Genomic DNA, 13,957 nt, shown 5'->3' with positions numbered 1-13,957 from the left:
AATAACTCTCAAAACTGTATGGAAAATGAACCAATTACTGTCAGTGGTTCACCAGGCATATTGCCCGAAGACCTGCTATTTCGGACTGCTTCTATGTAGTCGATATTGAACAGGTTTTTGACGTTGATGGCAGCTCGCCAATTATCCCGCTGATAAAAAACAGCGGCATTGGTAACGAAATAACTACTTGCTTGAAAGCTGTTAGCTAAATCCCCTTGTCTTTCGCCAAGAAAGTTGAACCCAACCCCAAAACCTAAACCCTGCAAATCGCCGCTTTGAATTTCATAAGTTGTCCACAGACTAGCGCTGTGTTTGGGAACATTAAACAATCTGTTGCCAACCAGAGATCGGTCTGTATCTGCTGTAACTTCCGCGTCAGTGTAGGCGTAAGCGGCAATCACATTCCAACCGGGCAAAATTTGTCCAGCTACGTCTAATTCAACTCCTCGACTCCGCTGTTCCCCAGAGGCAATTGAGAATAAAGGATTATTTGGATCGGTGACAGCAACGTTTTGTTTTTTAATGTCAAAGTATGCCAGAGTAGCGAGTAACCTTCTGTCGAGCAACTCAGCTTTGACACCGACTTCGTACCCCGATCCGGTTTCGGGTTCGATCAGACCTCCGCCGGATGTTGTTGCCGAACCCGGATTAAACGATCGCGAATAACTAGCATAAAGAGAAAGTTCTGGGATGGGTTGATAAACAATCCCTACACGCGGGGTAAAATCATCGTAAGTTTGAGTTGTTTCGCTCGCATCTGGGTTGGAAGTACCCGGAATTACTCGGTTTGTTTGCTCTGCAGTGTCATAGCGAAGACCTGCTAGCAGCTTTAAATTCTCTAAGATTGAAATTTGATCTTGCACGTAGAATCCATATCGGCTTGTCTCTACATCATTCCCACCAAAGCCAGCTAGTGTACCCTCGTCTGGTTTGGGAAATTGACCGTAAACCGGATTGAAAATATTGAGAGGAATCGGTGTGACAAAATCACCCACCGAGTAAATTCTCTCATCGCTGTAGCTGATGTCTGCACCGAAAATGAGAGTGTGCTCGACTGAACCTGTAGCAAATTCGCCAACGAAGTTTGTTTGGAGAGCGTAGTTTTTATTCTGCCCGTCTTGAGAAGCCCAGAAGCGAGTAACGCTGCCAGTTTCATCATCAAAGTCAAATGGAAGAGCGATTACGTTGTAATCATAGTTGTAGGATGAATAGCGAAACGCATTCCGCAGCTTCCAGTTATCGCTGAAACGGTGTTCGAAATTGTAGCCAACATTGAAATATTGGGTTCCTAGGATATCGCCGGGTTCGCCGCTAATACGATCGCGCGGAACGTCAACAATCCGATTGCCTCTAACAGGAAATCCATCATCAGGATCTCGCTTATCATCGGTGTATTCCAGGGAAACTGTCAAGTCGGTGCGATCGCCAATTCTCCAAGCAAGCGTCGGCGCAATAAACAAGCGCTCGTCGTTTTGTTCGTAGCCTCGAAAATTCTCAGTTGTTTGGTACAATCCGTTCAGGCGGTAAAGCAGGTTGCCATCTGAGGTTAAGGGGCCGGAAATGTCAAAGCGGGGGCTGACAAAATTCCTGCTTCCGAGTTGCAGTTCAGCTTCGTAAAAAGGTTCTGACAGCGGTTGTTTGGATACTAAGTTAATTAAACCCCCCGGTTGAATTTCGCCGTACAATATTGAAGCCGGCCCTTTAAGAACTTCAACGCGATCGAGGTTGGCGACTTCTGGAATAGTTCCAAAAGAACCGTACTGCCTAAACCCATCTCGCAAGATAGGAGCATTGTCAAAACCTCGAATGCCGAAAGTGCTGCCTCGGCCTGTAATATTTCCGCTATAAGTTACGCCGCTAACGTTGCGTAATGCTTCTTCGAGTCGCACGACTTGTTGATCTTCTATCACTTCTTGAGGAACTACTTGGATCGACTGCGGAATATCGCGAATTGGCGTGTCGGTGCGGGTGGCGGAGGAAGCATTGGGGATGACATAGGGAGTTTGCCGTCTGGTTGTGACTATGATATTAATATCTTCTTGGGGACTGGGTGTCACGCCTAAAACTAATCCCAGATCGCTCTTTACTACCTCTGATGTCGGTGCTGCTTTTATGCCAGTTACACTCACTTGAATCCGATTGCCTTCCAACTGAGTTACTGTTACGGATGCAATTCCTCGATCTGGACTAGAAGCTTTAAATTCCCCACCTGAAGGTAAAGCTAATTGGGCATTTTCAATATCTGAGATCGCGCTTTTTCCCTCTATTCTCGTCACCGCTTGCAGCACTTGCCCGGATGGTGTTTCTAGAATTACTTCTAAACCGTTTGCAGTTGGGTTGATCCGCACACCCGTTACTTGTACAACTGATTGAGAGATTTGTACGGTATCGTCCAAACCTGTAAAACTCCGTACCGACGGACGCAATAGCCCCTGGGCACTGGTGCTGGGTTGTTCTATTTCGTCAACTTTAGGAATGGATGTCGTCGGTATTGAGAGTCCAGTGGCTACTGGTGGAGGATTGGGGATAGAGGTAGAGCAATCGTCATTGTTGCAAATTTTTTGCGTCAACAGGGGATTGGGTTGGCGATCGGGGTCTGTCGCAGTTTGCCTGGTTTCAAGCTTCTCACTTTTAATCGACGACTTGTTAAGGGAAAGTTCTAGCCGTGCCCCAAAAGCGCGATCGGGCAACGGTTGAGGCAATTCCTCTGACTCGCCCGGAGGCTCGATCGGTTCTGGTGTAAGGGCGATCGAGCGCGAGGCTTCAGTCCTGCCCTCTGATTCGCCCGGAGGCTCGATCGGTTCTGGTGTAAGGGCGATCGAGCGCGAGGCTTCAGTCCTGTCCCCCCTAGCAGCCTCAGCCGCCACAGACGGTGCGATACCAATACTCAACAGTGCAACGCACGCCAACGGTAAATACAGTTTCATCGGAACACCACACACCGATAATATTTTGGGGCTGCAGCGCAAATTGGTAATAGTCGCGGTCAACAACCAGCTCCTTATTACTAATTATTTGCAATAGCTAGCTTAAAATAAAATAACTCTGCGGCTAATGTCAAGTAAATTTGCTAACTTTTTGTTGATAACTATTGTCAGTTTTTTGAGTGAAATGCGCCTATGACGGGGGAATTGGCCCTACAAAGAATGAAACAGCCCTGGCTGCAGATGAGGGATCGATCGCAACTGCCGATCGCCCGCTTGTTAAAACTTAAAATAGTGTGCAGAATAACGGACTTGTACCCAAAGACAGAGGAAAATATCGCTACCTCAACATAAACGCTTTGTCTATGCAGCCAATTCGCACATTTAACGTTTCCCCGTCGCTACCGACAATTCTCGAACCCCTACGCAAACTTGCCTACAACTTGCACTGGGACTGGAACGTCGATACCAAAGACCTCTTCCGCCGCCTCGATCGAGACCTCTGGGACTCCAGCAACCAAAACCCGGTGCTAATGCTCGGAACCATATCTCAAGAGCGACTGCAAGAAATGGCAGAAGACGAAGGCTTCATTGCCCAAATGAACCGAGCAGCCCAACAATTAGACGATTATCTCAAAAATCGCGCCTGGTACCGGAAACAGCGCGGCACCGAGCAGCAAGAATGCTACGCTTACTTTTCGATGGAATTCGGCTTAGTTAAAGCCCTACCCATCTATTCCGGCGGTTTGGGCGTACTCGCAGGCGACCACCTCAAATCAGCTAGTGATTTGGGCTTGCCCTTAGTCGGTGTCGGCTTGCTATACCAAGAAGGTTATTTTTCGCAGTATCTCAACGCCGACGGCTGGCAGCAAGAACGCTATCCGCTCAATGATTTCTACAATATGCCGCTGCACCCAGAACGCAATCCCGACGGTTCGGAATTGCGGATTGAGGTGGACTATCCCGGCCGCAAGGTGTATGCCCGGATTTGGCGGGTACAAGTGGGAACGGTTCCTTTGTACCTAATGGATACAAATATTGAACCTAACAGCCGCTACGACCAAGATATTACCGACCAACTGTACGGCGGCGATAAAACTCTGCGGATGCACCAAGAAATCATGCTGGGCATCGGCGGCGTGAAAATGCTCAAGGCATTGGGGCTGACAGTTACGGCTTATCACATGAATGAAGGCCACGCGGCTTTCATGGCTTTGGAACGCATTCGGATGCTGATGGAGGAATATCACCTGAGTTTCGTAGAAGCGGAACAGGTGGTGGTTTCGAGCAGTATGTTTACGACTCACACGCCGGTGCCTGCTGGGTTTGACTTGTTCGAGCCGGATATGGTGATGCACTATCTAGGTCAGTATCCCAAGATGTTTGGCTTGTCGCAAGATGAGTTTTTAGGATTGGGCCGCGAGAATACTGGCGATTTGTCCGCACCTCTGAATATGGCAATTTTGGCAATTAAAATGTCGAGTTTTGTCAACGGGGTGGCGGCTTTGCACGGTGTGGTGTCGCGCCCGATGTTTCAGGGTTTGTGGCCGGGTTTGCCGCAGGAAGAAGTACCGATTACTTCGATTACCAACGGGGTGCACGCTCGCAGTTGTGTGGCGAAGTCTACTCAGGAGTTATACGATCGATACCTCGGCCCGGATTGGGAAATGACTCGCAAGGACGATCGGCTCTGGGACAGGATGTCGTCGATTCCTGATGAGGAATTGTGGCGCAATCACGAACGCTGTCGATCGGAGTTGGTGGTGTTCGCGCGGGAGTGGCTGGAAAAGACTTTGCGCGAGCGCGGTGCGGCCCAAACGGAAATCGAACACGCGCGGGAGGCACTCAATCCGAAGGTGCTGACGATCGGGTTTGCCCGCCGCTTTGCTACTTACAAGCGGGCGACGCTGTTTTTGCGCGATGTCGATCGAATTATGCGGATCATGCGGGATCAAAATCGCCCGGTGCAGTTTGTGATTGCTGGGAAGGCTCACCCGATGGATATTCCGGGTAAGGAATTGATTCGGGATATCGTTCACTTCATCCGCGAGCACGAGACGATGAGCTCGATGGTGTTTTTACCGAACTACGACATTAACGTCGCTCGGATGATGGTGTCGGGCTGCGATGTGTGGCTGAATACGCCACGCCGCCCGCGTGAGGCTTCGGGTACTTCCGGGATGAAAGCTTCGATGAACGGTTTGCCTAATCTGAGCATCCTCGACGGATGGTGGGATGAGGCGGATTATGTTCGTACCGGTTGGCCGATCGGACATGGGGAATTTTACGAAGATACTAAGTATCAGGATGAAGTCGAGGCTAATGCTTTGTACGACTTGATGGAAAAGGAAGTTGTACCCCTATTTTACAACCGGGATGCTGATGGAATTCCCCGCGGTTGGACGGCGAAAATGAAGGATTCGATTCGCTTGAACTGTCCTTTCTTCAATACTGCTCGGATGGTGAAGGATTACGCGCGGCGGGCATATTTCCCAGTGAGCGATCGATTCTTCACGATGACTTCGGATAATTGTGCTCCGGCCAAGGAGTTGTCTCATTGGAAGAAGCACGTTCTCGCCAAGTGGAAGGATATTAAGATTGAGGCTGTTGATATTTCCCAGGATAAGGAAGTTAAGGTCCATCAGTCGATCGCTGTTAAATCTCGGATTAATCTGATGGGATTGACGCCTGCAGACGTGCAAGTCGAACTTTATCAAGGTTCGGTTGATGCTAACGGAGATATTGTCGGCGGCGTGCCGGTGGTGATGGAGTATTTGGGAGAAGATGCTAACAATGCTAGCCTTTATACGGCTGACATTACTTATACTTCTAGTGGTTTGCAAGGTTTGTCGTTGCGGGTTTTGCCGAAGCACGATAATCTCAGCAGTCCTTATGAAGCTGGCGTGATTCTCTGGGCACATTAAAGGAAGTTCGGCAACGGATTCTGTAACGGATGTAACGGATGTAACGGATGTAACGGATGGAAGGAAGAGGGAATCAGGAATCAGGAAGATTTTACCTATTCTCCCCCTCTCCCACTCTCCCACTCTCCTACTCTTTTTATCGTAGTTGGGGAATGACTATTTAGCGGATTGTGCAACGATCGCCCAATACCACATTCCCCTCTATTTCCTAGTACCAGTGAGCCCGTATAAAGCGTACCGCAAGGCATCTCGCTGGTCTTCTAAGGCTTGGAGGGGGGCAAAAGTGGTGGGATTTTGGGGATGTTTGAGGCACGGATGAACGCTGATTATTATGCAGGATGTTTGTGAAATTCAGAGTGGGTTCGAGGATTGCTCAATATCTACAATATACTGGCCGAATTTCATCAATTAGAGTTGACATTCGGCCAGTTTTCCTTTTTGGTATCGTTGCTGAATACAGGTAGAAATTCAAGATTTCGGAATTTTTCTCAGCCCAGTCGGGTGAGTTTTGTAACATCAAGCAAAAACTTTATTCATACCGTGAATCAGCAAAGCCCAAAATTTATATCCATCACTATGAAAGCCGCCGAACAAAATAGTGGTTCCACAATAATCACACTTTTTCATACTGCGATTTCCTAAAATTGAAGGAAGCCTTGAGACACCTCTAGTTGAGGTTATTTACCTACACCCGCTGGCTGCTGACGGTTTCGCACTTCCAGAAAAATCAACAAAGCATTAACATCAGCCGGATTTACCCCGCCAATTCTGGCAGCTTGGCCAATCGTCAGCGGTTTCACCTTAGCCAATTTTTCCCGCGATTCTTTGGAGAGAGTTGTAATTGCCATGTAATCCAAATCTGCCGGCAATTGTCGGCGTTCGTGTTTGGCAATATCATCAATTTGATTTTGCTGTCTTTGCAGGTAGCCGGAATATTTGATGTCAATTTCTGCACCATCTTTCTCAGCCAACTTCAGACTAGAATTGCCTAAATTGTAGCGTTCCAAATCGACATAATGAAAACCAGGACGACGCAACAAGTCAGCCAGAGTAATTGAACCTTTAATTGCTTGTTGAGTATCAGCAAAAATTGCCTTGCCAACTTCCTCGTGCTCTTTCACCCGCGTCGAGTACAAGCGTTCCTTCTCTGCCACGATATTAGCTTGTTTGCGATCGAACAACTCCCACCGGCGATCGTCAATCAAACCAATTTCCCGTCCCAGCGGCGTCAAGCGTTGGTCAGCATTGTCCGATCGCAATAATAACCGGTATTCCGATCGCGAAGTCAACATCCGGTAAGGTTCCCGCAAATCCTTCGTACACAAATCATCGATCAAAGTGCCGATATAACTTTGCTCGCGAGGAAACACAATCATCTCCTGATTTTTCGCAAACCTGGCTGCATTAATCCCCGCCACAATCCCCTGTGCAGCCGCCTCCTCATATCCAGTTGTACCGTTCACCTGACCCGCGCAAAACAGCCCTTCTATCTTCTTAGTCATCAGCGTTGGAAAGCACTGAGTAGCAGGCAAATAATCGTACTCCACAGCATAAGCAGGGCGCATCATCTCGCACTTTTCCAAACCCGGAAGAGTCCGCAGCATTTGCAATTGCAAATTTTCCGGTAAACCAGTAGAAAATCCTTGGATATAAAGTTCAGGAATATCTCTACCTTCCGGTTCAATAAAAATCTGGTGACTTTCCTTATCCGCAAACCGCACAATCTTATCTTCAATACTCGGACAATAGCGGGGCCCCTTCGCATCCACCCAGCCGCCGTAGACTGGAGAAAGGTGCAAATTTTCTCTAATTAACTGATGAGTAGCTGGCGTAGTTCGAGTTAAATAACAAGGCATTTGTTCCCGTTCTATCCAAACTTCTGGATCGAAACTAAACCAGCGAACCTCTGCATCTCCCGGCTGCGGTTCCAGGTTGGTATAATCCAGAGTACGTTTGTCAACTCTTGCCGGAGTTCCTGTTTTTAACCTGCCAGTTTCAAAGCCCAAACGATTGAGAGTTTCCGTCAAGCCAACGGCGGCAAATTCTCCCGCACGTCCGGCGGGCATCGACTTATTGCCCACCCAAATCGTGCCACCTAAAAAAGTGCCTGTAGTCAGAATTACTGCTTTGCATTCAAAAGCGACGCCGAAGTATGTTTCTACTCCGATTACTTCTTCGTTTTTGCCCAAAACTAAGTCTGTTACCATCGCTTCCCTGATGGTTAAATTTTCTTGATTTTCGACAATATTATTCATTACAGCGGCGTATTCCCGCTTGTCAGTTTGTGCTCGCAGGGCCCACACTGCGGGGCCTCTCGAAGCGTTGAGGACGCGCTTTTGTAAGTAGGTGCGATCGGCCATTTTGCCAATTTCCCCGCCTAACGCATCAACTTCGTTAGTAAGTTGGGTTTTAGCCGGGCCTCCGACAGCCGGATTGCAAGGTTGCCACGCAATTTTGTCGAGGTTGAGGGTGAGGAGAAGGGTGCGACAGCCGAGGCGAGAAGTGGCGAGGGCGGCTTCGCAACCGGAGTGGCCGCCACCTACTACGATGATGTCGAAACTGTCTTGGAATTGTACTGGAGTTTGTGCGGTCATTCGATTTTAGATTTTAGATTTTAGATTTTAGATTGAATAATAGACATCTGGCAAAATTAGGTTTTAGTTTCCTCAATTAAAACTATTCCTCTCCCTTAGTGTAGCTGTTTTCTTCAAACATCGATGTTAATCCAGTAATTTTTACGGGGAGTCGATCTTTAAATTCTACGACAAATGACAACTCCCCACCCATTGCAGCGATATAACTTTGCAAAGTAGATACCAACAAATCCGCACGGCGTTCGAGTCGCGAGACATTTTCTTGACGCATATTTAATAATTCTGCCATGCGAATCTGAGTAAATTTCCTTGCTTTTCGTAAGTCTTGCAATGTCATTTCTTCAGCCATTAATTCAACCGATCGCTTTTCGACTATTGCTCGTTGTTCGGGAGGCAAATTCTCCATAATAGTCTTCAGGCTAATTGTCATCTGTTTCTGGCTCCATTAATTTATTCAAATAATCGGTAAATCTACTATCTGCTATCTTAATTTGAGTAAACTATGCCTTACATAGCATATTATAGGCAATAGTCGCTCGAATAACAATATTTATCTGCACCCTTCGCGTCTTCGCAGTTCAATCATTCCGTACAATTGCAGTTTTGCGCTATGTTAGACAAAAAAATCTCAACAAGCGTACACAAGTGAAATACTTCTTCTTATCCGACGGCTGGAAAGTTGGGCGCGTGTGGGGCGTAGGCGGCGAGTGGAGTCACGCCGCCTGGAGGCGGGCGCCGGACATCCAACAGCTCAACCTCTGTCTTTCCGATCGCAACGAAAAAATGTGGCTCTACCGCGTAGAAGACGCCGTACTCATGGTAGAAGTCCAACCAGCAGTCCGTCCCGATCCCGCCGATCCTGCCAAAAATATCGGCAACGTCACCCTCACCAGACTGATCGATGCCGAGCAAGTCCTCGAACGCCTCGGGACGATCGCCGCCCGCTGCGAAATGGGCAACCCGCAACTAATGTAATGCTCAACATATTGCAATCGGTTCTAACACTCGATACACTTCTTTAAATAACTTTCATTTTTATGCCTCCACCTTTGAAGGTAGATGGCAGTCGGCAAAAGGCAGAGTTTAAACCCTGCAGGTAACTGCTGGGGATTCAGAATCTGATTTTTCCGTAAAAATAGACATCATCACTTACACCTTGGAGAACCGCAGTCAATGGGACTACCCTGGTATCGCGTACACACAGTCGTCTTAAATGACCCAGGCCGATTGATTTCTGTACACTTAATGCACACTGCCCTCGTGGCAGGTTGGGCCGGCTCAATGGCCCTTTATGAACTAGCAGTTTTTGACCCCACAGACCCAGTTCTGAACCCAATGTGGCGTCAAGGGATGTTCGTGTTGCCCTTCATGACTCGCTTGGGAGTTACGGGCTCTTGGGGCGGTTGGAGCATCACCGGCGAAGGTAACGTCGATCCGGGCTTCTGGTCCTTTGAAGGCGTCGCTGTCGCTCACATCGTTCTATCGGGCCTGCTGTTCTTAGCAGCAGTTTGGCACTGGGTATTTTGGGACTTAGAACTTTTCAGAGACCCTCGCACCGGTGAACCAGCCCTCGACTTGCCAAAAATGTTTGGCATTCACCTGTTCCTCTCCGGCTTGCTCTGCTTCGGCTTCGGCGCATTTCACCTTTCGGGACTTTTTGGTCCGGGAATGTGGGTTTCCGACCCCTACGGCCTGACCGGTCACGTCCAGCCCGTGGCGCCTTCTTGGGGCCCTGAAGGCTTCGATCCCTTCAATCCGGGCGGCATCGTGGCTCACCACATTGCAGCGGGCGTAGTCGGCGTAATTGCCGGTTTGTTCCACTTGACAGTGCGGCCGCCGGAACGTCTTTACAAAGCCCTGCGGATGGGGAATATCGAAACTGTACTTTCTAGCAGTATCGCTGCCGTATTCTTCGCAGCCTTTGTGGTTGCAGGTACGATGTGGTACGGTTCTGCTGCGACTCCGATCGAACTTTTTGGCCCGACTCGCTATCAGTGGGACAGCGGCTATTTCCAACAAGAAATCGATCGCAGAGCTCAAGCTAGCTTAGCCGGTGGCGCTAGCTTCCAAGAAGCTTACGAACAAATTCCTGAAAAATTGGCTTTCTACGACTACGTGGGCAACTCTCCTGCTAAAGGCGGTTTGTTCCGGGCCGGCGCGATGGTCAATGGCGACGGTATTGCTAAATCTTGGCTGGGCCATCCAGTATTTACTGACAGCGAAGGTCGGGTATTGTCGGTTCGCCGCCTCCCCAACTTCTTTGAAACTTTCCCAGTGATTTTGACGGACAAAGATGGGGTCGTTCGCGCTGACATCCCCTTCCGCCGTGCTGAATCAAAATACAGCTTTGAACAAAGCGGAGTTACCGTCAGCTTCTACGGCGGCGAATTTAACGGTCAAACCTTTAATAATCCTCTAGATGTTAAGCAGTTTGCTCGCGCTGCTCAAAAAGGTGAAGTGTTTGAATTCGATCGCGAAACCTTGAACTCTGACGGGGTGTTCCGCACTTCGACTCGCGGTTGGTTCACTTTCGGACACGTTTGCTTTGCTTTGCTGTTCTTCTTCGGCCATATCTGGCACGGTTCTCGGACAATCTTCCGCGACGTGTTTGCTGGAGTTGAGGCTGATATGGAAGAACAAGTCGAGTGGGGCTTGTTCCAAAAACTGGGCGACGTAACCACCAGAAGAGAAGAACCTCTCTAGATTTCGCCAGCCTCTGGCTAGCCGGGAAACTTTCCCGGTGTAAAAAAACCCGGTTTCTTGAAGAAACCGGGTTTTTTTAGTTAAAAATAAAACCAACAATTAAGATAAAATAATACGGCAAGGGAAGATAGGGAAAATTTAACATGGAAAGTGTTGCTTACATTTTGATTCTGGCTTTAGCCATAGGCGTACTATTTTTTGCGATCGCCTTTCGGGAACCTCCCCGGATTGGCAAATAATTAGCTATACGCCTCCAGCAAGTCCAAAATATCTTGAACCGGACTGCGGTTAGCCCGCATCATAGTGATCTAATTTGGTGCGGGACTATTTCACCGCTGTGTGCTAAGTGATTTTTCTAGTCCAGCCATTCATCAGACCCCAGGCGGTTAGATGAATGGCAATTTGCTGGCAACGCCTGTTAAAATCAGCAATCATGCGCTGTTCCTCCTGCCAACACACAAATAGCCGCGTTCTAGAATCGCGTTCAGCCGAATCAGGTCAAAGCATCCGTCGGCGGCGCGAGTGTTTGAACTGCCAGCACCGCTTCACAACTTACGAACGCATAGAATTTGTACCGATTACGGTGATCAAGCGGGACGGGAAGCGCGAATCTTTTGACAGGTCAAAATTAGTCAGGGGATTGATTCGGGCCTGCGAAAAAACCGGTTTGTCTTCCGGGCATCTCGAAACTCTGGCAGAAGAAATTGAGGCGCAACTCCAAGGTCGATCGCTCCGAGAAATCGCCAGTTCAGAAATAGGAGAACTGGTGCTGTTGCACCTGCGGCCGCTCAGCGAAGTCGCTTATGTCCGTTTTGCCTCCGTATATCGGCAATTTCGAGGCATCCGAGATTTTGTAGATACCCTAAATCACCTTCAGAATCCCCTCAACGAAGCTGAAGATACAGAAACAGGGACAAATTTTGACGCAGATTTGCCGGATTCCGAAGCAGTCGATCGAGAAAGCCCAGCATCCTGCGCTACTCCCAGCTAAGCTCGCTTAAATTAATTTATAGAAATATTCTGGGAGATGGAAAACCGTGTCGCGAGGAAGGCCCGGAGGAATAGCGACTCAAGGGACTATCCTTCGAGCGAGTGTTCTTTTTTCTCAGTAAGAGTGCTGGGTGTGATATGATCGTCATCGGTCTAAAATAGAGTATAACTAGACAACGTAAAAACTTAACTGGATTAGTTGAGTGCGTAGTCACACCTAACGGTGTTGCAGTTTAGGAAAGCTCGCATTTGAACAAAACCTAACTAAAGATCGGTGACTAATTAAATACGGTAGGGCATACCGAAATTTACGCTTCTGGAGAAACCGACCTCTACTTAGACTGGAGTCATCCTGTCGCCAGCAAGTCGGCTCGTTGAATGAAGAATCTCAGTTTATTTATACCTGAGAGTGTCAAAATAGTCTACTTGACTCGGAATGTTAAGATTCAACGTTTTAACACAGAGTATGGAGTAACAGTAATGGCAAGCGCTGGTGTGCAGTTGCACCTGGCAAAAGTTAGCGAAAACTGACTTTAGTAAAAGATTTTGAAAAAAGTTAATCGCTTTTTCACCAAAATCTCTAATATCTGCCGGCACAAACGAAAAACATGAAGGAGAGAAATCCTAGGAAACTATTCGCATGGTCAATCTCAAAACCACAGTCAAAGACATCGGCTTTACTCACGAAGATTTTGCAGCCCTACTTGATAAATATGACTATCACTTTAGCCCGGGCGATGTAGTAGCGGGTACAGTTTTTAGTATAGAACCCAGGGGCGCTCTGATTGATATCGGTGCTAAAACAGCAGCCTACATTCCCATTCAGGAAATGTCCATCAATCGAGTGGAAAGCCCTGAAGAGGTATTGCAATCAAACGAAACCAGAGAATTTTTCATTCTAACCGATGAAAATGAAGACGGACAATTAACCCTGTCCATCCGGCGCATCGAGTATATGCGGGCGTGGGAAAGAGTGCGACAACTGCAAGCAGAAGATGCCACAGTACGATCGCAAGTATTTGCCACCAACCGCGGCGGCGCACTCGTGAGAATAGAAGGCTTGCGAGGCTTTATTCCCGGTTCTCATATAAGTACCCGCAAACCGAAGGAAGAATTAGTCGCCGAAGAATTACCATTAAAATTCTTAGAGGTAGACGAAGACCGCAACCGCCTAGTGTTGAGCCATCGTCGCGCCTTAGTTGAGCGCAAGATGAACCGCCTCGAAGTCGGGGAAGTCGTCATCGGTACAGTACGCGGTATCAAGCCTTACGGTGCCTTTATCGACATCGGCGGCGTCAGCGGCTTGCTGCACATCTCGGAAATTTCACACGATCACATCGATACGCCTCATAGCGTCTTCAATGTCAACGACGAAGTGAAAGTGATGATCATTGACTTGGATGCCGAGAGGGGCCGGATTTCTCTCTCCACCAAGCAGTTGGAACCGGAACCGGGCGCGATGGTCAAAAATCGCGAATTGGTGTACGAAAAAGCTGAGGAAATGGCAGCTAAGTTCCGCGAGAAAATGCTCGCTCAAAAACAAGCTAAAGCAGGCATAGACATTCCTGTAGACTCCATCGATGCTGATGATGACCTCTCCGACGAACTCGAAGATGTGCCCTCAGCAATGGAAGAGGATCTGCCGGAAGTAGCACCCGAAGCAGCACCCGAAGCAGCACCCGAAGCAGTATTAGATGTAGAGGAAGAAATCCCTCCTGCGACGGAAGAATAACATCGCAGTTAGTGTGATTAAAAGAGGGAAAATTCCCTCTTTTTTTTTTGAGTTAATCATTAATTATTATCAATTCCGGTTGCACTCCTC

General features: G+C 48.2%; 9 protein-coding genes. 6 read left to right on the top strand and 3 right to left on the bottom strand.

Annotated features, from left to right (window positions below; all coding sequences use genetic code 11):
- Nucleotides 1–8 precede the first annotated feature (8 nt).
- The gene (locus QUB77_RS12545) at nt 9–2,927 is read right to left on the bottom strand and encodes a TonB-dependent receptor (protein ID WP_333323027.1); all 2,919 of its coding nucleotides are present in this window, start codon (nt 2,925–2,927) and stop codon (nt 9–11) included.
- 362 nt (nt 2,928–3,289) lie between these two features.
- Between QUB77_RS12545 and glgP the strand changes: the two genes are divergently transcribed.
- A complete protein-coding gene (gene glgP, locus QUB77_RS12540) occupies nt 3,290–5,848 on the top strand; it encodes an alpha-glucan family phosphorylase (protein ID WP_333172757.1) in 2,559 nt (852 codons plus the stop codon).
- Between the two features lie 677 nt (nt 5,849–6,525).
- On the opposite strand, the gene mnmG is transcribed toward glgP, so the two are convergent.
- Nucleotides 6,526–8,442, bottom strand: coding sequence for a tRNA uridine-5-carboxymethylaminomethyl(34) synthesis enzyme MnmG (mnmG, locus tag QUB77_RS12535; RefSeq protein WP_333172698.1), 1,917 nt, complete (start codon nt 8,440–8,442; stop codon nt 6,526–6,528).
- Nucleotides 8,443–8,524: 82 nt separating this feature from the next.
- Nucleotides 8,525–8,872, bottom strand: a complete 348-nt coding sequence (locus tag QUB77_RS12530; protein WP_333172701.1) for a transcriptional regulator — start codon at nt 8,870–8,872, stop codon at nt 8,525–8,527.
- 215 nt (nt 8,873–9,087) lie between these two features.
- Between QUB77_RS12530 and QUB77_RS12525 the strand changes: the two genes are divergently transcribed.
- The 5 genes from QUB77_RS12525 (at nt 9,088) to QUB77_RS12505 (ending at nt 13,867) form a co-directional block, all read left to right on the top strand.
- Nucleotides 9,088–9,417: a hypothetical protein gene (locus tag QUB77_RS12525; protein WP_039887994.1), complete on the top strand. Its 330-nt coding sequence runs from the start codon at nt 9,088–9,090 to the stop codon at nt 9,415–9,417.
- A gap of 198 nt (nt 9,418–9,615) precedes the next feature.
- Nucleotides 9,616–11,145: a photosystem II chlorophyll-binding protein CP47 gene (psbB, locus tag QUB77_RS12520; protein WP_333172704.1), complete on the top strand. Its 1,530-nt coding sequence runs from the start codon at nt 9,616–9,618 to the stop codon at nt 11,143–11,145.
- A 143-nt stretch (nt 11,146–11,288) separates the two neighbouring features.
- Nucleotides 11,289–11,384, top strand: coding sequence for a photosystem II reaction center protein T (locus QUB77_RS12515; protein ID WP_006635641.1), 96 nt, complete (start codon nt 11,289–11,291; stop codon nt 11,382–11,384).
- Between the two features lie 194 nt (nt 11,385–11,578).
- Nucleotides 11,579–12,136 (top strand): transcriptional regulator NrdR, encoded by a 558-nt coding sequence (gene nrdR / locus QUB77_RS12510; RefSeq protein ID WP_333051824.1) that lies wholly within the window; start codon nt 11,579–11,581, stop codon nt 12,134–12,136.
- 639 nt (nt 12,137–12,775) lie between these two features.
- Complete coding sequence (locus QUB77_RS12505) at nt 12,776–13,867, top strand: 30S ribosomal protein S1 (protein WP_333073817.1); 1,092 nt, start codon at nt 12,776–12,778, stop codon at nt 13,865–13,867.
- Nucleotides 13,868–13,957: the final 90 nt, after the last annotated feature.

Origin of the sequence: Microcoleus sp. AT9b-C3, from assembly GCF_036705485.1 — a bacterium.
Taxonomy (GTDB): domain Bacteria; phylum Cyanobacteriota; class Cyanobacteriia; order Cyanobacteriales; family Microcoleaceae; genus Microcoleus.
This window is presented reverse-complemented; position numbering and strand designations above follow the sequence as displayed.